This window comes from Sphingomonas mali NBRC 15500, assembly GCF_001598415.1.
GTDB lineage: Bacteria > Pseudomonadota > Alphaproteobacteria > Sphingomonadales > Sphingomonadaceae > Sphingomonas > Sphingomonas mali.
This window is the reverse complement of sequence record NZ_BCYX01000022.1, coordinates 22029-43572: the sequence shown is the minus strand read 5'-3', so window position 1 is coordinate 43572 and position 21544 is coordinate 22029. Positions and strand designations below refer to the sequence as shown.

Here is a 21544-nt window from a genome sequence, read left to right as displayed (position 1 = left end):
CGCGCGCGCATTCGATCCATCCTCCTTCGCGCCTTCGCGTCTTCGTGCGAGCAAAATCTCCGCGCCTCCGCGCCTCCGCGTGAATCAAATCAGGGCCACCTACTGATGTACCGCTACGACAAATACGATCAGTCGATCGTCGACGCCCGTGTCGAGGAATTCCGCGACCAGGCGCGCCGCCGGCTCGCCGGGCAGCTGACCGATGACCAGTTCAAGCCGTTGCGGCTCAAGAACGGGCTCTACCTTCAGCTGCACGCGTACATGCTGCGCGTCGCCATTCCCTATGGCACGCTCGACAGCCGCCAGATGCGGATGCTGGGGCATATCGCGCGCAAGTACGACCGCGGATACGGCCACTTCACCACGCGCCAGAACGTCCAGTACAATTGGATCAAGCTCGAACAGGCCCCCGACATCCTCGCCGATCTCGCGACGGTCGAGATGCACGCGATCCAGACGTCGGGCGAAAGCATCCGCAACCTGTCGTCTGATCAATATGCCGGCGCCGCGGCGGACGAAGTGTGCGACCCCCGTCCCTGGGCAGAGTTGATCCGCCAGGCGACCACCTTCCACCCCGAATTCAGCTATTTGCCCCGCAAGTTCAAGATCGCGGTGACCGCGGCCGGCGAGGATCGCGCCGCGATCCGGCTGCATGATATCGGGCTCAAGCTGGTCAAGAACCCGGCCGGCGAGCTCGGCTTCGAAGTCTATATCGGCGGCGGCATGGGCCGCACGCCGTTCGTCGCGCCGTTGATCCGCGAGTTCCTGCCCGCCGACGACCTGTTCAGCTATATCGAGGCGGCGCTACGCGTGTGGAACCGCAACGGGCGCCGCGACAATATCCACAAACAGCGGATCAAGATCCTGGTCCACGACCTCGGCCAGGAGGAATTCACGCGCCAGGTCGAGGCCGAGTGGCAGCATATCCTGCAGAACGGCACCAACGTTCCGCGCGAGGAATTCGACCGCATCGCCGCTTATTTCGCGCCGCCGCCGTTCGAGACGGGGCTGAGCGAAGAACTCGACCGCAGCGATCCCGATTTCGCGGTTTGGCTCGACCAGAACGTCAAGGCGCACAAGGCGCCAGGCTATGCCATCGTCAATATCAGCCTGAAGCCGGTCGGTGGCATCCCCGGCGACGCCACCGCCGAGCAGATCGAGCTGATGGCCGACCTCGCCGAGCGCTACAGTTTCGACGAACTCCGCGTGACGCATGCGCAGAACATCGTCCTGCCGCACGTGCGCAAGGCCGATCTCTACGCGCTATGGCAGACGCTCGACGCGGCTGGGCTGGCGACCGCCAATCTCGACCTGATCAGCGACATCATCGCCTGCCCGGGGCTCGATTATTGCAGCCTGGCCAATGCGCGGTCGATTCCGGTCGCGCAAAAGATCGCGACGCGCTTCGCCGATCTCGGCCGCCAGCGCGAGTTGGGCGAGTTGAAACTCAAGATTTCGGGCTGCATCAACGCCTGCGGGCATCACCATGCCGGCCATATCGGCATCCTCGGTGTCGATAAGAAAGGCACCGAGAATTACCAGCTGCTGCTCGGCGGCTCGGGCGCGGAAGATGCCAGCCTCGGCAAGATCACCGGCCCCGGCTTCAACGAGGACGGCATCGTCGACGCGGTCGAGCGCGTCACCGACAAATATCTCGAGCTGCGCGACGAGGGCGAACGATTCCTCGACACCTATCGCCGCGTCGGCTTCGATCCGTTCAAGGAGGCGATTTATGGGTGATCCGCTGCGCTTCCGCGACGACGATCCGGCCGAAGAGCCCGCGGTCACGCTCGATGCGTTCCTCGACCAGTCGAATTCCTCGGCGGTGCGGCTAGAGGCCGGCGAGGACGCGCGCGCCCTGCTCCCGCACCTCGACCATATCTCGCTGATCGAGATCGACTTTCCGCGCTTCCGCGACGGCCGCGGCTATTCGTCGGCGCAGATCCTGCGTGAGGCGGGCTATAAAGGCGAGCTTCGCGCCACCGGCGACGTGCTGGTCGACCAGATCGACCATATGCGCCGCTGCGGCTTCGACGGCTTTGCCCCCAATGCGCCGATCGATCCGGCGGTGCTGGAGGCGAGCCTCAACCGCTATCAATATCGCTACCAGACCGCCGCCGACGGCGCGGTGCCGGTATGGAAGCTGCGGCATGGGTGAAGCACTGCGCAAGATCGATGTGATCGACACCTCCCCGGCCTTTACCCAGGCCGATGCGGATGCGCTCAATGCGCGCTTCGCCGGGGTCGACACGCTCGATATGCTGAAGGCGCTGTTTGCCGAAGGGATCCTCGGTAACACGGCGGTGGTGTCGTCGTTCGGCACCGAGAGCGCGGTGCTGCTCCACCTCATCGCGCGGGCCAATCCGGCGACACCGGTGGTGTTCGTCGACACGCTCAAGATGTTCCCGGAAACGCTCGACTATCGCGATCTTCTGATGGCGACCTTCGGACTTTCCGACAGCCGTACGGTCAAGCCCGATCCGGTCGTGCTGGCCGCCAAGGACGCGCAGGAATTGCGCTGGTCCTACGACCCCGACGGCTGCTGCGAGATCCGCAAGGTCGAGCCGCTGAAGCGCGCCAAGGCCGGGCTCGACAGCTGGATTTCAGGCCGCAAGGCATTCCAGTCGCAAACCCGCCAGAACATCGCGCGGTTCGAGATCGAGGATGGCCGGCTCAAGGTCAATCCGCTGGGCGACTGGGTGAAGGCCGACCTCGAGGCCTATTTCGCCGAACACGATCTGCCCCGCCACCCGCTCGAGGCCGAGGGCTACCCCTCGATCGGCTGCCAGCCGTGCACGTCGAAAGTGCTGCCGGGTGAGGATCCCCGCGCGGGCCGCTGGCGCGGGTGGGAAAAGACCGAATGCGGAATCCATGTGCCGGAAAAGCCAGGCGAGGAGCCGGTTTTCTGAAGATCGTCGCCCCGGCGCAGGCCGGGGCCGCTGGCGAATGTGCGATACGGCCCGCGATCCCGGCCTTCGCCGGGATGACGGATTATTCGTAATCCGGGCTCGAATAATCGCCAGCATAATCGCTGAACAACGTATATTGCGGTTCAAACCGCAGGATGACCTTACCGGTCGATCCGTGGCGCTGCTTCGCGACGATCAGCTCGGCCAGTCCATGGACACGCTCCATTTCCTGACCCCACCTCGTATAGTCCTCGAACACCTTGGCGTCGTCGCCGTCGACTGGTTTCTTGGGCTCTTTGGCCGCGACATAATAATCCTCGCGATAGACGAACAGCACGACGTCTGCGTCCTGCTCGATCGATCCCGATTCGCGCAGATCGCTCAATTGCGGGCGCTTGTCCTCGCGGCTTTCGACCTGACGGCTGAGCTGGGACAGCGCCAGCACCGGCACGTTGAGATCCTTGGCCAGCGTCTTCAACCCGCGGCTGATCTCCGAAATCTCCTGCACGCGATTGTCGCTCGCCCGCGAACCGCTGCCCGACAGCAATTGCAGGTAATCGACCACCACCATGCCGATCCCGTTCTCGCCATGCCGCCGCTGCAGCCGCCGCATGCGGGTATGAAGCTGGCCGATCGTGAGACCCGCTGTGTCGTCGATCACGAATGGCAGGTTCTGCAATTCGCCAGCGGTCACTACGAGCCGATCCATGTCGGCCTGGCTGATCTTGCCCATCCGCAGTTCCTGGCTCGAGATGCGCGATTGCTCGGCCAACACACGCGTGGCCAACTGATCGGCCGACATTTCGAGGCTGAAAAACGCGACCTTGGCGCCGATTCGCTGCTTGGGGTCGATCCCGTCCTGCTCGTCCTGCATGTAGCGCTGGGCCGCGTTGAACGCGATATTGGTGGCGAGCGAGGTCTTGCCCATACCCGGTCGCCCGGCGAGGATGATCAGGTCGGACCGGTGAAAGCCGCCCATCTTGGCATTGATCGAACTAAGCCCGGTGGTCACCCCCGACACGCCGCCGCCCGAATTGAGCGCGCGGTCCGCCATCGCGACCGCCAAGGTCGAGGCCTGGGCGAACGTCTTGACCGACGCTTCGCTGCCGCCGTCACCGGCAACCTTGAACAATTCCTCCTCGGCCGCCTCGATCTGCGCGCGCGGATTAACCTCTTGCGACGTGTCCATCGCCTTGTCGACCAGCTCGCGGCCGACCCCGACCAGTGTCCTGAGCAGCGCCAGGTCATAGATCTGCTGCGCGAATTGCCGCGCGCCGATCAGCCCCGCGCCCGATCCGGTCAGCCGCGCCAGATAACCCGGCCCGCCCAGTTCCTTCATCGCCGGATCGGCTTCGAACATCGGGCGCAAGCTGACCGGCGTCGCCGGCATCTGGGCATCGACCATTTTCTTGATCGCGCCGAAAATCCGCCCGTGGAGCGGCTCGAAGAAGTGATCGGGGGTGAGCTTGTCGATCTCTTCGGCGATACGGTTGTCGATCATCATCGCGCCGAGCAACGCGGCCTCCGCTTCGACGTTCTGCGGGAGCGAGGGCGTCTCCGCCCCCGGCAAGGAATGAATCGCTGTCGCCATGGCGCCCTTCTACGCCACTCCCTCGCCGCCACAAAGCCAGCAGCGCTGTGGATAATCGCATTGGATGGGGATAAGCGCGGTCTGTGGCGGATCATCGCATCAAGGACATCGCACTCGACGACCGCACGATCGTGTGGCGCAGTGCGGACGTCGAACAGGAACGCCGCATCGCGATCTTCGATCTGCTCGAGGACAATAGTTTCCGCCCGTTGCGCGACTATCCCGACGGCTATGCCGGCCCCTACCTCCTCCATCTCGGGGTCGAGGAGGGCCGGCTCGTGCTCGCGCTGTCACGCGAGGACGGCTCGCCGCTCGAAACGTTAATCCTCTCGCTCGGCACGCTCAGGCGCCCGATCAAGGATTATTTCGCGATCTGCGACAGCTATTACGAAGCCATCCGCAACGCCACGCCGCAGCAGATCGAGACGGTGGACATGGCCCGGCGCGGCATCCACAATGATGCCGCCGAGCTCCTGAAGGAGCGGCTGGGGGGCAAGATAGAAGTCGATTTCAACACCGCGCGGCGACTGTTCACGCTGATCTGCGTGCTGCACATCCGCGCGTGATGCCGCGGTTCGCATTACCGGTCGGCCTGGGGGTCGCGATGCTCGCGCTGGCGGGCGCGCTTTACCTGGTCGCGCGCGACTGGCGGCCATCGGCGAGCGATTATCAGTTCCAGGGCGTCGACGTGTCGGACGCCAATGGCGCGGTCGACTGGAATGCGGTCAAGGCGGCCGGCGCCGATTTCGGCTATGCCCGCGCGACCCAGGGCGGCGACCGTGACACGCGGTTCGAGGACAATTGGCGCGGCATCGCGGACGCCGGAATGCGCCGCGGCGCGATCCACGCCTGGTCGCCGTGCCGGCTCGCCGCCGACCAGGCGAACAATTTCAACACCACTGTACCCAAGACCGACGACGCATTGCCGCCGGCAGTGGCGATTGATTTCATCGACGGGTGCAACGACCGGCCATCGCGCGATGTCGTGCTGGAAGAACTCAAACGCTTCATCATCATGGTCGAGGCGCATACCGAGCGCCCCGTATTGTTGCTCGTATCGAAGCGGTTCGAAGCGAATTATGACGTGACGTCAGCGCTCGACCGCCCCATCTGGAGCGCACAGAACTTCTTCCCGCCCGATTACGCGGCGCGGCCGTGGCGGATGTGGCGGGCAAGCGACATGCGGCGTGTCGATGGGGTCGAGGGGCCGGTCAATTGGGACGTGGTGACGAAATGAACGATGTGGACACAGCCCAATTGTTGATCGAGGCGGCGCGTGGCGCGGCGGCCAATGCCTGGGCGCCCTATTCGCATTTCTCGGTCGGCGCGGCGCTGCTAATGGCGGACGGCAGCATCGTCACCGGTGCCAATGTCGAGAATTCAAGCTACGGCTTGTCGCTCTGCGCCGAGACGGTGGCAGTGGCCAAGGCGAGCGCCGACGGGCGGATGCGCGATGTCGTCGCAGTGGGCGTGGTCGGCGGGATGACGGGCAAGGAAGGTGTCGATCCAATTCTGCCATGCGGCCGTTGCCGCCAGATCCTCAACGAGGCGGCGCAGGCTGGGAAACGTGACCTCAAGGTGTGGTGCTCCGGGCTGACGGGCGGCCCGATCGCCGAATATGCCTTGTCCGACCTCCTTCCCCACGCTTTCGGGCCCGCGAATCTCGGGATCGTCTGACCTTCCGCGCGTTCAAGGCTCGAGTTACCGCACCGTCCGTGTCACCTGCCGGCCGCGTCGCGCAGCTCGACACTTGGAACGCCGTCATTGCCGACGCCGAGCGTCAGCCGCGGCCGCCCCGCCGGGTCGCTGAGTATCAAGGCAACGCTGCCGTCCTCGCTACGGCCCAGCCATGCTCGTCTTGCGCTGGTCAATCCGGCGCGCGCGATCAGTGCGTCACGCTCGGGACCTGGCTTCATGCCCCGCATCCGCAGCCCCGCCGCGATATCCATCGGCGCGTCGGGACGATCGTTGACCACCAGCCCCGCGCGGCGATCGTGGCCGTCCTCGGTGCTGACCAGTTGCAGAGTCTGGTCCTGATGCCAGCGATCAAAGGTGAAGCTGCCGCCATTGGTCGGCTTGCCGTTCTTGATCCCGCCATCGAACACCAGCCCGCCATTCTCGTCACCCTGATCGTTGTAGAAGATCATTCCCGCCTCGGGCCGGTTAGGGTGGGGAAATTCCCTGCCGCCGATGACGATGCCGGGGATCAGCGCATGGTTGGCGATCGCCAGCCGCAACGTTCCGTCGGGTTCGCGTACATTGATCCGCTGGACGTCGATCGTGTCGAATTTCGTCACCGCCGGCGCGACCCCGGCCAGCGCTAACCATGCCGCTGCCAATGTCATCACCGCCGCATAGGCGCCGATCGCGCGCGAGGGATCGATCCGCATTCCGTCGCCTCCGTGGATTTCACCGGCGCCTGACACCGCGCCTCTTGCCCGATCGCTTTATTGCCGCGAAAGCTGCGGGCGAACAGGGAGTAGATAATGGCGATCCTTTCCGACCGTTGGATTCGCGAGCAGGCAACGCAGCACGGCATGATCGAGCCATTCGTCGAGGCACAGCGGCGCGAGGGCTGCATCAGCTACGGCCTGTCTTCTTATGGCTATGACGCGCGCGTCGCCGACGAGTTCAAGATCTTCACCAACGTCGATTCGGCGACGGTCGATCCCAAGGATTTCGCTGCGAACAGCTTCGTCGACCGCAAGACCGATTGCTGCATCATCCCGCCCAACAGCTTCGCGCTGGCGCGCACGGTCGAATATTTCCGCGTGCCGCGCGACGTGCTGGTGATCTGCCTGGGCAAGTCGACCTATGCGCGCTGCGGCATCATCGTGAACGTCACCCCGCTGGAGCCCGAATGGGAGGGCCATGTGACGCTCGAATTCTCGAACACCACGCCGCTGCCGGCCAAGATCTACGCCAATGAAGGGGCGTGCCAGTTCCTGTTCCTGCAGGGCAACGAGCCGTGCGAGACAAGCTACGCCGACCGCGCGGGCAAATATATGGGACAGCGCGGGGTGACCTTGCCGCGTCTGTGAGCGCCCTTGCTCGCCGGCCGAGCAGGACCAAGACCGGCAAAAACGAAAAAAGCGAGAACGATTGCGAGAAGAATCGATTCGCTCGCAGAATGTTGGTGGGATGAGGATGAATTCGCGCCTAAGCGAGTCCATGTCCGAACCACTAACGACGATCGAACGCGCATCCAATTGGCGCAATCAGGCGACTGCCGCTCCGTGAACGACGTGCGCCAACGGTTGCGGCGCGAAGGGTATGTCGGCATTGGCGCGGAGCTGGCGAGTGTCGCGATCAACCGCGAATTGATCGACTATCTCCACGCCGCGCGGCGCTAGGGCCTGATCGGATTATCGGGTTCTAATCCTAACTCGAACGGCACCTACAGCTGACCAGCCAACAAAAAGGGCGACCGCTTGCGCGGCCGCCCCTTTCGACGAAACCCATACCCGAGGGCGTCAGAATTCGTTCGCGTATTGCTCGTTGCCGATGAAACCGAGCTTGCTGATCCCCGAGCGCTTGATGATCGCCAGGACCTTGTCGACCTTCTCGTAGCGCGCGTCCGGGAGCGGCTGGAAGTGCAGCTCCGGTTCGGGCTGAATCTGCAGCGTTGCCTGCAGATATTGGTCGAGCTGTTCGTCGCTCGTTACCGGCGTACCGTTCCACGTCACATTGTCGTTCGCGTCGATGATGATCTTGTTCTTCTGCGCGTCGACCGGTGGCGGATTGTTCGCCTGGTTGACCGGAAGGTCGACCTTCACCGCGTGCGTCTGGACCGGGATGGTGATGATAAACATGATGAGGAGCACGAGCAGGACGTCGATCAACGGCGTCATGTTCATATCCATCATCGGCGAGCCATCATCCTTGCCGCCACTCATTGCCATGATTCAAAACTCCTGAGCTAGCGCGACGGTTAGGACGCTGCGGATCCGTCTTTGGGCGGCGGCTGCGAGATGAAGCCGACCTTGATGAAGCCCGAGGACTGCATCGTGTAGATCGCCGCGCCGATGCACTTGTACGGGACGTCGACGTCGCCGCGGATATGCACTTCGGGGATCTTGTCCGGGTCGATCGGGCCAGCCGCCTTCAGCCGCTCGATATCCGCTTTCATCTTGGCGGTCGCCTTGTCGAGCAGTTCCTTGTGCCCCATCCGGGTCATGCCCCAATAGACAGCGCACTGGCCGGCGTCGTCCTTGACGATCGAGAGCGACACGTTTTCCGGCTTGGTCTGCGTCGGGTCGAAACGAACCTCCGGCAGCTTCAGCTTCACATTCTGCACCACGACCGGAACGGTGATGATGAAGATGATCAGAAGCACCAGCATGACGTCGACGAGCGGCGTCGTGTTGATGTCCGACATCGGCGTTTCGGAGGAACCTCCGGTGCTAATAGCCATTAAGCATTCCTATCCTTACTTCGTGCGTCCGGGCCATGACCCGGACGTCTGGCGGAACAGGGCACCGCGCCCGTTCCGCCATCACGCGCTTACGGCTTGGTGGTAACGCCACCCGCCTGACCGGCGGTCGTCGTCACCGGCTTGGCCGGCGTCGTCGCGGCGGCCGGCTTGCGAACCGTGGCGCTGGGCTTCACCGCGCCGTTCGACGCGAGGTAGCCGAGAACGTCGTTCGCGAACGCGCTGAGCGCTTCCTGGATCGCCTTGTTACGGCGCTGAAGGAAGTTGTAGCCGAGCACCGCGGGAACCGCGACGACCAGGCCGAAGGCGGTCATGATCAGCGCTTCGCCGACCGGGCCGGCGACCTTGTCGATCGAGGCCTGACCAGCGGCGGCGATGCCGAGCAGCGCCTTGTAGATGCCGACCACGGTACCGAACAGACCGATGAACGGCGCCGTCGCGCCGACCGTCGCGAGGAAAGCGAGACCGCCACCGAGCGCCGAGTTGATCGTGTCTTCCGAGCGCTGCAGCGAGCCGTGCAGCCAGTCATGCGCCTCGACCGGATCGGTCAGCCTTGCATGCTGCTCCTGCGCGGCGAGGCCGTCATCGACCAGCTGCTTGTAGGCCGAGTTCTTCTCGAGCTTGGCGGCGCCTTCGCGCAGCGAGTTCGAGTTCCAGAACGTGGCGCGCACGCGGCGGCCCTGGTTGATGATCTTCTGCTGCTCGAACACCTTGGTGAAGAAAATGTAGAGCGTGAAGAACAGCATGATCAGCAGAATGCCCGCGGTGGCATAGGAGATGGCGCCGCCCTCGTGCAGCGCGTTCCAGAAGCCGAACTGTTCCTGGGCGGCACCGGCCGCACCAGCGTTAAGGATGGAGATGCTCATTCGGATGCTTCCTCTAAAAATATCGTCTCAAGATACAACCCGGCCGGCGCCCGGGTTTCCGGGCGCCGGCGTGAAAAAATCATTCGTCCTTCAGCGTCCAGCGGATGCCGGGCAACGTATAGCTGTAAGGCTGCGCGTTACCTTCCGTATCCTTCTGCACGGTGAAGCGGCCACGACGCTGCGCCAACCGGCAGGTCGCATCGTCGAGCGACGAGTTGCCGCTCGATGCAGTGACGCGGCAGCCGGCAACCTTACCCGACGTATCGATGCTGAGCAGCACCGAGACACGGCCCGAGGCACCGGCGCGCTTGGCGTCGGCAGGATAATCGTCGTCGGTAAACCAGTTGCCGGGATTGCCCCTCGGCCCGCCCTTGACGGCGACGGGTTTGGGCGCAGGCGGCGCAGGCGGCTGCGGCGGCACGACAGGCGCCGGCGGCGTCACCGGGGGCGGTGGCTGCGGCACGTTGGTCGTCGCGATATTGACCGGCGACGGGACCGGCGGCGTGATCGGCGGGATCACGACCTGGGTCGGCGGCGGCGGCAGATTCGGCTGGTCTGGCGGCGGGGGCGGCGGCTTGTCTGGCGGCGGCGGCGGTGGCGGTGGCGCCACGTCGAACGCGTTCAGTTTTTCAGCGGCCTTCTTGGCGAAATCCACCGCCAAGCCGGTCACGAAAGCATAACCGAATCCCGCAACGATCAGCGAAACAATGATAATCGCTACGATACGGCTGCCGGTTGTATCACGATCAGCGTATGACATTCAGAAACTCAACTCCTTCGTGTCCGACCCGCGAATGTCGCCAGACGTTAATCGTTCGGCAACGAACCCTTCGGCTAGCGCCAGATCGGGCAGAGCGCGAGTCTCTATCGTCAGGCCTGCGACGACGCAAACGCTTTGTCGGGCGCAACAAACGTACAATCGCAGCATGGCAGAATTATTTCTGTAAAGGAACGTTCTGATCGCCTAACTCATTCGATATGTCACGCGTTCCCATGGCTCGATTCCTCTCCGTCCTGTTCATTGCGGCCAGCACCCCGATGATACCGGTGTCAGCAACCAAATTGCCACCGCCCCCGCCTGTTTATCGTTATGCCGATATGGCTGATCTGGCGACGAAGGCGCCGGTGGTCGTGGACGCCACTATCACCGATGCGGCGAAGATCAAGCCGGCGGAGGCGACCGGGCTCGCGCCTGGGCATGTACGCTATTATTTGACGGTTACGATCAATGCGCTGATCCGTGCGCCGGGGGCGTTGCCGCCGCAGATTGGCTATCTCTACGACGCCCCCCTGGACGCCGCCGGCCGAGCACCCAAGTTGAAGAAAATGCGCGTGATTATCTTTGCGCGTGCGGTCGCCAACAGCGCCGACCAGCTCCAATTGGTGACCCCGGGCGCGCAGTTGCAATGGTCGCCGCAGACCGACGCCACGGCGCGCAGGCTGGCTGCCGACCTGGTGTCGCCAAAGGCGCCGCCGGCGATCGTCGGCATCTCCAACGCCTTCCACGCGGCGGGCACTCTTCCCGGTGAAGGAGAGACCCAGATCTTCCTCAGGACCACCGGACACCCGATCTCGCTCGGCATCCAGCGCAAGCAGAATCAGGCGCCGGTGTGGACTGTATCGCTCAGCGAAGTGGTGGAGGATGCCTTGCCGCCACCGCAACGCAACACGTTCCTGTGGTACCGCCTGGCCTGCGGCCTACCGGTCGAAATACCAGCCGACACGTTGACCGGACTCGACCCCGCCGACGCCGCGTCGGTCCAGCAGGACTATGCGCTGGTCAAGCAGGGGCTCGGTCCCTGCCGCGCCGGAGCGAATCCGTCCTGACGGATTCGTTCTGCGTTCGTTTTCTGCCGCGATTTCCGAGCCGCCGATTGTTCCAACCGACTTGAAATCGCTCCTAGCGGCGGTGGCGGACCAGGGTAATCCCGATCGATTCGCCGGCTTCGGCGATCGCCAGCTTGACGATCTTGACCTCAACGCGGGCGACACGCTTGTCCTGCAGGAACAATGTTTCGCAGATGTGATCGGCGACGCCCTCGATCAGCGTGAAATGCACGCCCTCCGGCAGCGATCTGGTCGCAGCGTGTTTCAAATCGAGATAATTCTTCGACATGGAAAGCGGCGATTCGGGGCCGAATCGGCCCGGCAAGTCGAGATCGACCGTGATCGAGATGCGCAACGGCTGGGGAAGGTGCGTTTCCTCGGAATAGATGCCGGTCAGCACCATTACCTCAATGTCGTGCACTTCGAGTTGCAGGCGGTCTTCCAAGTTGCTTGATCCCATCTAAGGAGCGCGCCCCTGCCCTTCCCGAGGCCGGCGATCAACCCCTTGCAGTACCGCGGCATGCGCATTCGCCTTGTATTCAGCCGGGATGCCGATAAAGCGCCCGCCCCCGGGCGTGGTGCCCGTGCATTGGAGGAGATTCCGCCAAGTGACCGATTTCGTGCCGATCAACGCCATCGATCCCGCCGCCGTCGAGGCGTTGCTGGACCGCGCGTTCGGCCGAGACCGTCACGGCCGCACTGCCTATCGCCTGCGCGATGGCATGGATTCGATCCCCGATCTCAGCTTCGCGGCGATCGAGGACGGCGTTCTCATCGGCACGATCCAATGCTGGCCGATCGCGCTCCATGGCGACGACGGCAGCGTTCACCCACTCGTCCTGGTCGGGCCGGTCGCGGTCGAACCATCGCGCCAACGCGGCGGGCTAGGCAAGGAACTGGTCCACCAGGCACTCGACGCCGCGATCGAACTCGATCTCGACGGCGCGATGATGCTGATCGGCGACCCCGAATATTATGGCCGATTCTGGGGATTTTCCGCCGACGCCACTGCCGGCTGGCGCCTGCCTGGCCCGGTCGAGCCGCGCCGGTTGCTGGCGCGCGGGACGAAGGTTCCGGCGATCGCGGGGGAGTTGGGGCCGTGCGTCATTGTCACCGCCTAGCTTTGTCTAGTCAGTTGCCGCCAAGGGTTCGCTGCCCTAGCGGTCTGGGATGATGCCGATGGAGCCGCTACCCGATCTCGCCAGCCTGTCGCTCGCCGACGTGGCGCGGCTTGTGGCCGAGAAGCGCCTGCCCCCGGTCGAGCAATGGAATCCCACTCATTGCGGCGACAGCGACATGCGAATCGCACGCGATGGCACCTGGTTCCATATGGGCTCGCCGATCGGCCGGCAGGAAATGGTCCGGCTGTTCGCCACCATCCTGCGGCGCGAGCCCGATGGCAGCTACGTGCTGGTCACGCCGGTCGAAAAGCTCGACATCGAGGTTGAGGATGCGCCCTTCCTCGCCGTCGAGATGAAGGCCGAGGGCGAAGGCCGCGACGCCGCGCTCGCCTTTCGCCTCAACACCGGCGAGCTGGTTGCTGCCGACGCCGACCATGCGTTGCGATTCGAGCAAGGCGAGGACGGGCCGCGCCCCTATCTTCACGTCCGCGGCGGGCTGGAGGCCTTGGTCGCGCGCCCGGTCTATTACGATATCGCCGAGCGGGCGCTGTCGGGCGACGACGATCCGCCGGGCGTGTGGAGCAATGGCGCCTTCTTCGCGCTGGAGCCGGACGCATGATGACGCTCGCCGAGCGGCTGCGTGTCGCGCTCGACCATGTCCATGAGCCCGAATTGCTCCCCGGCGATCATCCCGGCGTTGCAATCGATGGCGAACGCACGCCCGCCGCAGTGCTGGTCGCGGTGACCGACCGACCCAAGCCCGGGTTGATCCTGACCCAGCGCACCGAAAGTCTGCGCCGTCACGCCGGGCAGGTCGCCTTCCCCGGTGGCCGAATCGACCCTAGCGACCTCGATGCGGCCGACGCGGCACTGCGCGAGGCGGAGGAGGAAATTGCCCTGCCCCGTGCCGCCGTCACCTTGATCGGCGAGGCGGACCGTTACGTCACGGTCACCGGGTTCGAGGTGATTCCTGTGGTCGGCGTGATCCCCCCCGATCTCGAATATTATCCCAACGAGGCCGAAGTCGCCGACGTGTTCGAGGTCCCGCTCGCGTTCGTGCTCGATCCCGCCAATCAGCTTCGCGCCAGCGCCGAATGGCAAGGCCGCACACGCTATTTCTACGAAATCCGCTGGGGCGAACGCCGTATCTGGGGAGCGACGGCGGCGATGCTGGTCAATCTGTCGCGGCGGCTGCGATGGGCGGCATGACACTGCTTCCGCCAGCGGAGTGGCGCGATCGTCCCGGCCTCGCCCGATTGGTTGCCGCGCTGGGCGTCGGCAATGCGCGGATCGTCGGTGGTGCGGTGCGCGACACGCTGTTGGGAATCGAGACCGCGGATATCGACCTCGCCACGCCGCATGACCCGCGCACCGTGATCGACCTGCTCGAAGCCGCGGGCATCAAGGCGGTTCCGACCGGAATCGACCATGGCACGATCACCGCGGTGTCGAGCGACGAGGTGTACGAAGTGACCACCTTGCGGCGCGACGTCACCACCGACGGCCGGCGTGCGACGGTCGCGTTTACCGACGATTGGCGCGAGGACGCAGCACGGCGCGATTTCACGATCAATGCGCTCTACGCCGATCCCGAAACCGGCGAGATCCACGATTATTTCGGCGGCATCGACGACCTCGAAGCGCGGCACGTCCGCTTCATCGGCGATCCCTATCGCCGCATTGCCGAGGATCATCTGCGCATCCTGCGCTTCTTCCGCTTCCTCGCGCGGTTCGGCGATATCGCGGATCCGGAGGGGCTGCATGCCTGTACCGAGCGCGCCAACGACCTGATGGCGCTGTCGCGGGAACGCATCGCCAACGAATTGCTGCGCCTGCTGGTGGCACCGCGCGCGATCGAGGTCGTCGCGCTGATGATCGAGCGCGGGGTGTTCGTCCCCGTCTTGCCCGAAATCGCCGACGTCTCGCATCTCGCCGATTTGGCGAAGCACGAGGCCGATGCCGGGATCGCTCCCGATCCGATCCGCCGGCTGGCCGCGTTGCTGCCCACCGATCCCGCCGTCGCGGCGAGCGTCGGGGCCCGGCTGAAGCTGTCCAACAAGCAGCGCCAGCGGCTGGAAAGCGCGACTCTGCCGGCCGATGCCGATCCGCACGCGCTGGCCTATCGGCTGGGTACTGAGCTCGCTGTCGACCGGCTGTTACTGTCGGGTGGCGACGCCGCCGCGATCCGCGATTGGCCCCGACCGAGGCTGCCGATGTCGGGCGGACAGCTCGTTGCGAAGGGGCTGAAGGCCGGGCCAGACGTTGCCAAGACGTTGCGAGCGATCGAGGATCGCTGGATCGGCGAGCAATTCCCCGATGCGGCGCGCGTCGCGGCGATTACCGACGAAGAAGTCGCTCAGGCCCTCGACGCAACCAGATAGTCGTAAGCCTCGTCGGCTTCGAGCGGCTTGGCATAGACGAATCCCTGGCCGTAGGTGCAGCCCAATGCCGCCAGCGTCTGCGCCAGTTCGTTGGTCTCGATCCCTTCCGCGGTGGTTTCCTTGCCGAGCGCCTGGGCCAGGCTGAGAATCGCGCGGACGATCGCGACCTTGTCGCGGTCGGCGAGCATTCCGGTCACGAAACTGCGGTCCATCTTGAGCACGTCGATCGGCAGTTTCTGGAGATAGGCCAGGTTCGAATAGCCAGTCCCGAAATCGTCCATCGCCAGGGTCGTGCCCAGGCTCTTGAGCTGATGCATGGTCTCGGCGACGCGCTCCGGATCTGAAATCAGCGCGCTTTCGGTGAGTTCGAGCGTGAAGCGATTGCCGGCCAGCTGGTTGCGCAGCAGCGCCTGCTCGACCACTGGAGCGATATCGTCGCGCTGCAACTGGATCGCCGACAGATTGACCGCGACGCGCACGCCGCATTCGTCGCCCGCGCGAATGTCCCACGACCGGAGCGTGCGTGCCGCTTCTTCGATCGCCCAACGGCCGAGCGGGACGATCAGTCCCGATTCCTCGGCAACCGGGATGAAGTCCGCGGGCGAATGTTCGTGGCCATGCTCGTCGGTCCAGCGTGCGAGCGATTCGAACGCGACGACCCGTCCGGTCGCAAGGTCGCAAATCGGATGATAGGTCAGCCGCATCGCGCCATTCTCGATCGCGCGGCGCAGTTCGGTCTCGATGCCGAATTGCTCGCGCGCGATGTCGAGCGCCTGGGTCTGGTAATATTCGGCCTGGCCCGACGTTTTCGAGCGTTTGACCGCGAAATGCGCGTGGCGGATCAGGTCTTCCGAATCCTCCACCGCGTCCGACCCGAACGCGATGCCGATCGAGCACGACACGCGAATCTCGAAATCCGACATGCGGAACGGCGTCGCCAGCGTCTCCTGGATACGACGGACGACCTGTTCGGCTTCAGTTTCGCTCTCTTCGAGCGCCAGCAGGATACCGAATTCGTCGCCGCCCGTGCGCGCCAGCATGTCCGATGCGCGCAGCGCGCCCTTGAGGCGCCGCGCCAGCGTGATGAGCAATTCGTCACCCGCCATCGACCCCAGACAGGCATTGACCCGGCTGAACCGGTCGAGATCGATGATCAATACCGCGTAGCGCGCGCCGCCGCCCTCGACGATCCGTTCCTCGAGCGATTCGCTGAAGCCGCTGCGATTGGGCAGGCCGGTCAGGCTGTCGGTGATCATCTCGCGGCGCAAATTGCGTGCGGTCCGCAATTCGCCGGTATGGTCGACCAGCGTGGCGAAGCAATAAGACGAGGCTGACGAGCGCCGCGCCAGGGTGACGCGGAAATGACGGCAGTCGACCGCGTCGCCGAATTCCCAGGTGAAGTCCTGGTTCACGTCCTCGCCCGCCAGGAACGCCGCGATCCGTTCGCCCAATGCAATGATCAGCGGCGCTTCACCCGCGGTATTGCCCAGCCCGGCGGTGCGAAAGGCCCGGTTGGCGGCGGCCAGGACGACAGCATCGTCGGGACGTCCGACCAACGCCAACGGCACGGGGATCAATTCGATCGACGCCGCAATTCCGGCGATCTCGTCAGGGCGCAGCACGACCGCCGCTGGTTCAGCGGGCACGGCTTTAGCGGCCTTCGCGCGAGACAGTCCGAGCGCCATCGCCACCCGCTTAGGCGGGATTGGTTAAAGCGCACTGAAGCTTGCCCGGCTTTCAGCTACTTGGGAGTGGCTGGCTGGAGGCCAGCCGGAACGACATTCTAGCCCTCTCCCGCGTGCAAGAGAGGTGTACTTAGAACTTGTTGTCGCGCGGAAATCCGGTCGGCGGCATCCGCCCCGCGGCGCCGCGCGCGGTGCGCCACGGCTGCAGGTCGGTCTCGGTTCGTGTCCGCTTGCTTTCGCCGCCCATCGCCCAGCTCAGCCCCTCGGCGAACTTGAAGGTAACTGCGTCCGACAGGCCGCCGTCGCGATAGCGCTGCAACTGCACGCCCTGCCCCTTGGCCAGCTCGGCGACTTCCGACAACGGAAAGACCAGCATCTTGCGGTTATCGCCGATCGCGGCGACGTAATCGTCCTCGCCGGCGATCGGCCGGACGATCTTGAGCTTGGCGCCGGCACGCGGCGTCACCACCGCTTTGCCTTTGCGTGTCTCGGCAATCGCGTCGGCCGCCTTGAGGACGAAGCCGCGGCCGTCGGACGCCGCGACCAGCAGCTTCTCCGCCTCGCTCGCGCGCAACAGCGCGGCGATCCCGGCCTCTCCATCGAGGTCGATCATCAGCCGAACCGGCTCGCCGAAGCCGCGTCCGCCGGGCAGCCTGTCGGCGGCGAGCGTGTAGAAACGCCCCGTTTCGGCGGCGAGCAGCAATTTGTCGGTCGTCTGGGCGTGGAAGGCGAAGCGCGGGCCGTCGCCTTCCTTGAACTTCATCGCATCGGCCGAGGCCAGCTCGACATGCCCTTTCATCGCGCGGATCCAGCCGCGCTGCGACAGGATCACCGTGATCGGCTCGCGCTCGATCATCGCCTCGAGCGGGATTTCGCGCGCCGGTGCCGCTTCCTCGATCTTGGTGCGTCGACGGCCGAGTACAGTCTCCGGGCCATAACGGTCGCGGACCTTGCCGAGGTCGCGCTTCAACCGCGTGCGCTGCCGCGCGTCGGACGAGAGCAGCAAGTCGAGTTCCGCCTTTTCCTTCTCAAGTCCCTCCCGCTCCTTGCGCAGCTCCATTTCCTCGAGCTTGCGCAGGCTGCGCAGCCGCATGTTGAGGATCGCTTCTGCCTGACGGTCGGTCAGTTCGAACTCGGCGATCATCACCGGCTTCGGCTCGTCCTCGGTGCGGATGATCTCGATCACGCGATCGAGGTTGAGATAGGCAATGATATAGCCGTCGAGCAGTTCGAGCCGGTCGGCGATCTTGTCGAGCCGATGCTGCGAGCGGCGGCGCAGCACGATGAACTGGTGATCGATCCAGGATTGCAGCGCTTCCTTGAGGCTCATCACGCGCGGCGTGCGCGTCGCGTCGAGGACGTTGAGGTTGAGCGGGATGCGCGTTTCGAGGTCGGACAGCCGATACAGGCTTTCGGTCAGCGTGTCCGAATCGACCGTGCGGCTGCGCGGTTCGAGGACGATTCGCAAATCCTCAGCGGATTCATCGCGGACATCGGCCAGGATCGGCAAGCGCTTGTCGTTGACCAGATCGGCAATGCCTTCGATCAATTTGCCCTTGGACACGCCATAAGGGATTTCGGTCACGACGAGGTGCCAGCCACCGCCCTTCTCGTTGACCCGCTCGATCGTCGCGCGCGTCCGGAACGAGCCGCGACCGGTGGCATAGGCCTCCGCTATCGCCGCGGGGCTGTCGACGATGGCGCCGCCCGTCGGCAAATCGGGGCCCTTCACATAGTCGAGCACATTGGCGTCCGGATTGTCGATCAACGCGATCGACGCATCGAGCAGTTCGGCGGCATTGTGCGGCGGGATACTGGTCGCCATGCCCACCGCGATTCCGGCCGCGCCATTGGCGAGCAGATTGGGGAACGCGCCCGGCATCAGCTCGGGTTCCTGATCCTCGCCATTATAAGTGGGTCGATAGCCGACGGCGTCCTCGTCGAGCCCGTCCATCAGATCGGTCGCGACCTGGGTCAGGCGGGCTTCGGTATAGCGGTAGGCCGCGGCATTATCGCCGTCGATATTGCCGAAATTGCCTTGCCCGTCGACGAGCGGGTAACGCAGCGAAAAATCCTGCGCGAGGCGAACCATCGCGTCATAGACGGAAGCGTCGCCATGCGGATGGTATTTGCCGATGACGTCGCCGACCACGCGCGCCGACTTCTTGTAGGCGCTGTTGGGATCCATCTTGAGCGTCCGCATCGCCCAGAGCAGCCGGCGGTGCACCGGCTTCAGCCCGTCGCGGACATCGGGCAGCGAGCGCGCGGTGATCGTCGACAGCGCGTAGACGAGGTAGCGTTCGCTGAGCGCGCTATCGAACGGCGCATCGAACACGCCCACGGAAGGATTGTCGGGAAGGTCGGTCGTCTCGGCTGCCATTCAAGAGCGGTTAGAGCCTATTTGCCCCGGAGGAAATATCGGGAACGAAGAAGGTGTGGATGGGTCCGGCCCGCTGTCAGCCGGTGGCCGCGCCGCGTTCGCGCTCGAATTCGGCGCGGCGGCGCTCACCGCGCGCCTTCAGCAGATCGTGGCGCGACAGGATGCCGACCACCTTGCCGCTGGCGGGATCGACGATCGGCACGCGGCCGATCCCGGTTTCGACCATGAGATCGGCGACCTCCCCGATCGGCGAATGGCGATAGGCCATCGGCTGCGAGGCGTCGGAGAGGATGTCGGCAAGCGGTATGTCCAACTGGCCCCCTTCGACTTGCCAGCGCAGCGCATCGGACCGCGATACGAGGCCGAGTAGGCGATCGCCCTTCCCTACCACCGGATAGGACCGATGCGTCGCATGATCGGCGAAGAAGGCGACGACGTCGCGGATCGGCATGTCGCCGGGCAAGGTCTCGGGATCGCGCGTCATCATTTGATCGGCCTGGAGGAAATCGAGCGGATCGACGGTATATTCCTGGAGGATGTGGCGCCCGCGGCGCGCGATCTTCTCGGTCAGGATCGAGCGGCGCATGATCAACACGCTGACCGCATAGGCGCCCACCGAGGCCGCAGTCATCGCGGGCAGATCGGTGAAATGCCCCGTCACCTCGACCGCGAAGAAAGCGCCGGTCAGCGGCGCGCGCATCGCGCCGCTCATGATCCCGGCCATCCCTGCCATTGCCCAGAAGCCGGCCGGCCCGGGCAGGAATTGGCCGAGCGCGACCCCGAGCGCGCCGCCCAGGATCAGCAACGGCGCGAGCACACCGCCCGACGTTCCCGATCCCAAAGCGATCAGCCAGACCACTGCCTTGACCACCAGCAAGGCAAGCACGACGCGCAACGTCATCGATCCGTCAAGCAACGCCTGGATGTTCGAATAGCCGGCGCCGAGCACATGCGCGTCGATCAGCCCACCCAACCCAACGACGATCCCGCCAAGCGCGGGCCACCAGAACCAGTGAACCGGCAGGCGGTGAAAGAGATCCTCGACCTTGTATAGCGCCACCGACAGCAGCGCCGCTTCGAGCCCAGCCAATATCCCGGTGGCGAGCGACCCCGACGCCGCCTGCCACCAGTCGAGCGCCACCGCCGGAAACGGGAAGAGCGCGCCCGAACCGAGCAGCATCGGACGGCAGGCGAACGACACGAGCACCGCAGTCACCACCGGCACGAAGCTGCGCGGTTTCCACTCGAACAACAACACCTCGATCGCCAGCAGGATCGCCGCCAAGGGCGTGCCGAAAATGCCGGTCATGCCGGCAGCGGCGCCCGCCACCAGGAGCGTCTTGCGTTCGGCCGCGCTCAGCCGGAAACGCTGCGCGAACAACGACCCGATCGCGCCGCCGGTCATGATGATCGGCCCCTCGGCGCCGAACGGACCGCCGCTGCCGATCGAGATCGCCGAGGACAATGGTTTGAGCAACGCGACCTTCAGCGACAGCCGGCTCTCGCCATAAAGGATCGCCTCGATCGCTTCGGGGATGCCGTGTCCCTTAATCTTCTCCGACCCGAACCGTGCCATCAGCCCGATCAGCAACCCACCGATCGCCGGGATCGCCACCGTCAGCAGGCCGAGATGCGCGCTGGTGATATCCGTCGGGCTTGCCGACAATCGGCCGAACCAGAACAGGTTGGTCGCAATCGCGATCAGACGAATCAACAGCCACGCGCCGAGCGCCGCGCCGATCCCGACCGGGATCGCAGCGGCGGTCAGCATGATCATGCGCAAATCGGCGCTGTGATCGCCTAGCGGACGCGCCTTGTCGGCGGACGTGGAATGGAGTGACATGGCGTCCTGTTTTGTAGGGAGACGCCGCGCAACTATATCGCGGCGCGATATAGTTCAACCGAGGATGACGAATGATGCCGAGCGGACATGAGCTGAGCGACGCCGAATATGCCGCGCTGGCCGATTTTCGCCGCACCCTGCGCCAGTTCCAGGCGTTCAGCGAAGAGCGGGCAGCCGATTTCGGCCTGACGCCGCAACAGCATCAGGTGCTGCTTACCATTCGCGGCGCGGCGTCCAGGCCGGTCAGCATCGGCTATGTCGCCGAACGCCTGTTCGTGAAGCCGCACAGCGCATCGGGGCTGATCGTCCGGTTGGAAACGCTGGGGCTGATCGCGCGCCGGCCGTCGCCGCAGGACGGCCGCCAGGCGTTGCTGGAGCTGACTCCAAAGGCGCGCGAGATTCTCGAACGCTTATCGGCCGTGCACCGCGACGAAATCGTCCGGATGCGCCCGATGCTGAAACAATTGCTCGATACGATCGCTTGACGCTCATCCTTGATTTATATCGCA

At 64.7% G+C, this 21544-nt stretch carries 23 protein-coding genes; 13 read left to right on the top strand and 10 right to left on the bottom strand.

Going from position 1 to position 21544, the window contains the following annotated elements; genetic code table 11:
• Positions 1-105: 105 nt before the first annotated feature.
• Genes SMA01S_RS15750 through SMA01S_RS15740 form a run of 3 tightly spaced genes read left to right on the top strand, consistent with a single transcriptional unit; the run spans position 106 to position 2909 of the window.
• Positions 106-1740: a nitrite/sulfite reductase gene (locus tag SMA01S_RS15750; RefSeq protein ID WP_066824388.1), complete on the top strand. Its 1635-nt coding sequence runs from the start codon at positions 106-108 to the stop codon at positions 1738-1740.
• Positions 1733-2158 (top strand): DUF934 domain-containing protein, encoded by a 426-nt coding sequence (locus tag SMA01S_RS15745; RefSeq protein WP_066591738.1) that lies wholly within the window; start codon positions 1733-1735, stop codon positions 2156-2158. Before SMA01S_RS15750 ends, SMA01S_RS15745 begins: the two co-directional genes overlap by 8 nt.
• A complete protein-coding gene (locus tag SMA01S_RS15740; RefSeq protein WP_066824385.1) occupies positions 2151-2909 on the top strand; it encodes a phosphoadenylyl-sulfate reductase in 759 nt (252 codons plus the stop codon). Before SMA01S_RS15745 ends, SMA01S_RS15740 begins: the two co-directional genes overlap by 8 nt.
• Before the next feature lie 82 nt (positions 2910-2991).
• On the opposite strand, the gene SMA01S_RS15735 is transcribed toward SMA01S_RS15740, so the two are convergent.
• The gene (locus SMA01S_RS15735) at positions 2992-4500 is read right to left on the bottom strand and encodes a replicative DNA helicase (RefSeq protein WP_066824382.1); all 1509 of its coding nucleotides are present in this window, start codon (positions 4498-4500) and stop codon (positions 2992-2994) included.
• Positions 4501-4583: 83 nt separating this feature from the next.
• Here SMA01S_RS15735 and SMA01S_RS15730 point away from each other — a divergent pair, with 83 nt between their 5' ends.
• The 3 genes from SMA01S_RS15730 to SMA01S_RS15720 are packed head-to-tail and all read left to right on the top strand — an operon-like array spanning position 4584 to position 6177.
• Complete coding sequence (locus SMA01S_RS15730; RefSeq protein ID WP_066824379.1) at positions 4584-5066, top strand: UPF0262 family protein; 483 nt, start codon at positions 4584-4586, stop codon at positions 5064-5066.
• Positions 5066-5737, top strand: a complete 672-nt coding sequence (locus SMA01S_RS15725; protein ID WP_084250353.1) for a glycoside hydrolase family 25 protein — start codon at positions 5066-5068, stop codon at positions 5735-5737. The genes SMA01S_RS15730 and SMA01S_RS15725 overlap by 1 nt, the downstream gene beginning before the upstream one ends.
• A complete protein-coding gene (locus tag SMA01S_RS15720) occupies positions 5734-6177 on the top strand; it encodes a cytidine deaminase (protein WP_066824373.1) in 444 nt (147 codons plus the stop codon). Before SMA01S_RS15725 ends, SMA01S_RS15720 begins: the two co-directional genes overlap by 4 nt.
• A 41-nt stretch (positions 6178-6218) precedes the next feature.
• On the opposite strand, the gene SMA01S_RS15715 is transcribed toward SMA01S_RS15720, so the two are convergent.
• Complete coding sequence (locus tag SMA01S_RS15715) at positions 6219-6890, bottom strand: hypothetical protein (RefSeq protein ID WP_066824370.1); 672 nt, start codon at positions 6888-6890, stop codon at positions 6219-6221.
• A 96-nt stretch (positions 6891-6986) separates the two neighbouring features.
• On the opposite strand from SMA01S_RS15715, the gene dcd reads away from it, so the two are divergent.
• The gene (dcd, locus tag SMA01S_RS15710) at positions 6987-7541 is read left to right on the top strand and encodes a dCTP deaminase (RefSeq protein ID WP_066824368.1); all 555 of its coding nucleotides are present in this window, start codon (positions 6987-6989) and stop codon (positions 7539-7541) included.
• A 432-nt stretch (positions 7542-7973) separates the two neighbouring features.
• Here dcd and SMA01S_RS15705 read toward each other — a convergent pair whose 3' ends face one another.
• The 4 genes from SMA01S_RS15705 to SMA01S_RS15690 form a co-directional block, all read right to left on the bottom strand.
• Entirely contained in the window at positions 7974-8402 is a 429-nt protein-coding gene (locus SMA01S_RS15705) for an ExbD/TolR family protein (protein WP_066824366.1), read from the bottom strand.
• Positions 8403-8431: 29 nt separating this feature from the next.
• Entirely contained in the window at positions 8432-8914 is a 483-nt protein-coding gene (locus SMA01S_RS15700) for an ExbD/TolR family protein (RefSeq protein WP_066824364.1), read from the bottom strand.
• A gap of 89 nt (positions 8915-9003) precedes the next feature.
• A complete protein-coding gene (locus tag SMA01S_RS15695; protein ID WP_066824362.1) occupies positions 9004-9798 on the bottom strand; it encodes a MotA/TolQ/ExbB proton channel family protein in 795 nt (264 codons plus the stop codon).
• A 79-nt stretch (positions 9799-9877) separates the two neighbouring features.
• Positions 9878-10558: an energy transducer TonB gene (locus SMA01S_RS15690; protein WP_066824359.1), complete on the bottom strand. Its 681-nt coding sequence runs from the start codon at positions 10556-10558 to the stop codon at positions 9878-9880.
• Positions 10559-10896: 338 nt separating this feature from the next.
• On the opposite strand from SMA01S_RS15690, the gene SMA01S_RS15685 reads away from it, so the two are divergent.
• Positions 10897-11625 carry a hypothetical protein gene (locus SMA01S_RS15685; protein ID WP_245649301.1) on the top strand — a complete coding sequence of 243 codons (729 nt, stop codon included), beginning with the start codon at positions 10897-10899 and terminating at the stop codon, positions 11623-11625.
• A 73-nt stretch (positions 11626-11698) separates the two neighbouring features.
• Here the strand turns inward: SMA01S_RS15685 and SMA01S_RS15680 are convergent, their stop codons facing one another.
• Positions 11699-12070: a dihydroneopterin aldolase gene (locus SMA01S_RS15680; protein WP_066824489.1), complete on the bottom strand. Its 372-nt coding sequence runs from the start codon at positions 12068-12070 to the stop codon at positions 11699-11701.
• A 163-nt stretch (positions 12071-12233) separates the two neighbouring features.
• Between SMA01S_RS15680 and SMA01S_RS15675 the strand changes: the two genes are divergently transcribed.
• From SMA01S_RS15675 to SMA01S_RS15660, 4 genes are read left to right on the top strand one after another with little or no spacing between them, the layout of a single operon-like run.
• Entirely contained in the window at positions 12234-12746 is a 513-nt protein-coding gene (locus SMA01S_RS15675; protein ID WP_066824355.1) for a GNAT family N-acetyltransferase, read from the top strand.
• A 52-nt stretch (positions 12747-12798) separates the two neighbouring features.
• On the top strand, positions 12799-13365 hold the full coding sequence (locus SMA01S_RS15670; RefSeq protein WP_066824487.1) for a DUF1285 domain-containing protein: 567 nt from the start codon (positions 12799-12801) through the stop codon (positions 13363-13365).
• Positions 13365-13955 carry a CoA pyrophosphatase gene (locus SMA01S_RS15665; RefSeq protein ID WP_066824481.1) on the top strand — a complete coding sequence of 197 codons (591 nt, stop codon included), beginning with the start codon at positions 13365-13367 and terminating at the stop codon, positions 13953-13955. The genes SMA01S_RS15670 and SMA01S_RS15665 overlap by 1 nt, the downstream gene beginning before the upstream one ends.
• On the top strand, positions 13952-15127 hold the full coding sequence (locus tag SMA01S_RS15660) for a CCA tRNA nucleotidyltransferase (RefSeq protein ID WP_439654314.1): 1176 nt from the start codon (positions 13952-13954) through the stop codon (positions 15125-15127). The genes SMA01S_RS15665 and SMA01S_RS15660 overlap by 4 nt, the downstream gene beginning before the upstream one ends.
• Here SMA01S_RS15660 and SMA01S_RS15655 read toward each other — a convergent pair.
• The 3 genes from SMA01S_RS15655 to SMA01S_RS15645 form a co-directional block, all read right to left on the bottom strand.
• Complete coding sequence (locus SMA01S_RS15655; RefSeq protein ID WP_084250351.1) at positions 15103-16812, bottom strand: putative bifunctional diguanylate cyclase/phosphodiesterase; 1710 nt, start codon at positions 16810-16812, stop codon at positions 15103-15105. The two genes, SMA01S_RS15660 and SMA01S_RS15655, sit on opposite strands and share 25 nt — an antisense overlap.
• Positions 16813-16942: 130 nt before the next feature.
• Complete coding sequence (gene parC / locus SMA01S_RS15650) at positions 16943-19192, bottom strand: DNA topoisomerase IV subunit A (protein WP_066824342.1); 2250 nt, start codon at positions 19190-19192, stop codon at positions 16943-16945.
• A gap of 76 nt (positions 19193-19268) precedes the next feature.
• Complete coding sequence (locus SMA01S_RS15645) at positions 19269-21035, bottom strand: chloride channel protein (protein ID WP_066824339.1); 1767 nt, start codon at positions 21033-21035, stop codon at positions 19269-19271.
• Positions 21036-21106: 71 nt separating this feature from the next.
• Here SMA01S_RS15645 and SMA01S_RS15640 point away from each other — a divergent pair, with 71 nt between their 5' ends.
• Positions 21107-21520: a MarR family winged helix-turn-helix transcriptional regulator gene (locus SMA01S_RS15640; protein WP_066824337.1), complete on the top strand. Its 414-nt coding sequence runs from the start codon at positions 21107-21109 to the stop codon at positions 21518-21520.
• Positions 21521-21544: the final 24 nt, after the last annotated feature.

What these genes read in the sequence shown, in the direction of transcription:
- SMA01S_RS15750 (WP_066824388.1), top strand. Translation starts at nt 106, where the DNA reads ATGTACCGCTACGACAAATACGATCAGTCGATCGTCGACGCCCGTGTC.
- SMA01S_RS15745 (WP_066591738.1), top strand. Translation starts at nt 1,733, where the DNA reads ATGGGTGATCCGCTGCGCTTCCGCGACGACGATCCGGCCGAAGAGCCC.
- SMA01S_RS15740 (WP_066824385.1), top strand. Translation starts at nt 2,151, where the DNA reads ATGGGTGAAGCACTGCGCAAGATCGATGTGATCGACACCTCCCCGGCC.
- SMA01S_RS15735 (WP_066824382.1), bottom strand. Translation starts at nt 4,500, where the DNA reads ATGGCGACAGCGATTCATTCCTTGCCGGGGGCGGAGACGCCCTCGCTC.
- SMA01S_RS15725 (WP_084250353.1), top strand. Translation starts at nt 5,066, where the DNA reads ATGCCGCGGTTCGCATTACCGGTCGGCCTGGGGGTCGCGATGCTCGCG.
- SMA01S_RS15720 (WP_066824373.1), top strand. Translation starts at nt 5,734, where the DNA reads ATGAACGATGTGGACACAGCCCAATTGTTGATCGAGGCGGCGCGTGGC.
- SMA01S_RS15715 (WP_066824370.1), bottom strand. Translation starts at nt 6,890, where the DNA reads ATGCGGATCGATCCCTCGCGCGCGATCGGCGCCTATGCGGCGGTGATG.
- dcd (WP_066824368.1), top strand. Translation starts at nt 6,987, where the DNA reads ATGGCGATCCTTTCCGACCGTTGGATTCGCGAGCAGGCAACGCAGCAC.
- SMA01S_RS15705 (WP_066824366.1), bottom strand. Translation starts at nt 8,402, where the DNA reads ATGGCAATGAGTGGCGGCAAGGATGATGGCTCGCCGATGATGGATATG.
- SMA01S_RS15700 (WP_066824364.1), bottom strand. Translation starts at nt 8,914, where the DNA reads ATGGCTATTAGCACCGGAGGTTCCTCCGAAACGCCGATGTCGGACATC.
- SMA01S_RS15695 (WP_066824362.1), bottom strand. Translation starts at nt 9,798, where the DNA reads ATGAGCATCTCCATCCTTAACGCTGGTGCGGCCGGTGCCGCCCAGGAA.
- SMA01S_RS15690 (WP_066824359.1), bottom strand. Translation starts at nt 10,558, where the DNA reads ATGTCATACGCTGATCGTGATACAACCGGCAGCCGTATCGTAGCGATT.
- SMA01S_RS15685 (WP_245649301.1), top strand. Translation starts at nt 10,897, where the DNA reads ATGGCTGATCTGGCGACGAAGGCGCCGGTGGTCGTGGACGCCACTATC.
- SMA01S_RS15670 (WP_066824487.1), top strand. Translation starts at nt 12,799, where the DNA reads ATGCCGATGGAGCCGCTACCCGATCTCGCCAGCCTGTCGCTCGCCGAC.
- SMA01S_RS15665 (WP_066824481.1), top strand. Translation starts at nt 13,365, where the DNA reads ATGACGCTCGCCGAGCGGCTGCGTGTCGCGCTCGACCATGTCCATGAG.
- SMA01S_RS15660 (WP_439654314.1), top strand. Translation starts at nt 13,952, where the DNA reads ATGACACTGCTTCCGCCAGCGGAGTGGCGCGATCGTCCCGGCCTCGCC.
- SMA01S_RS15655 (WP_084250351.1), bottom strand. Translation starts at nt 16,812, where the DNA reads ATGGCGCTCGGACTGTCTCGCGCGAAGGCCGCTAAAGCCGTGCCCGCT.
- parC (WP_066824342.1), bottom strand. Translation starts at nt 19,192, where the DNA reads ATGGCAGCCGAGACGACCGACCTTCCCGACAATCCTTCCGTGGGCGTG.
- SMA01S_RS15645 (WP_066824339.1), bottom strand. Translation starts at nt 21,035, where the DNA reads ATGTCACTCCATTCCACGTCCGCCGACAAGGCGCGTCCGCTAGGCGAT.
- SMA01S_RS15640 (WP_066824337.1), top strand. Translation starts at nt 21,107, where the DNA reads ATGATGCCGAGCGGACATGAGCTGAGCGACGCCGAATATGCCGCGCTG.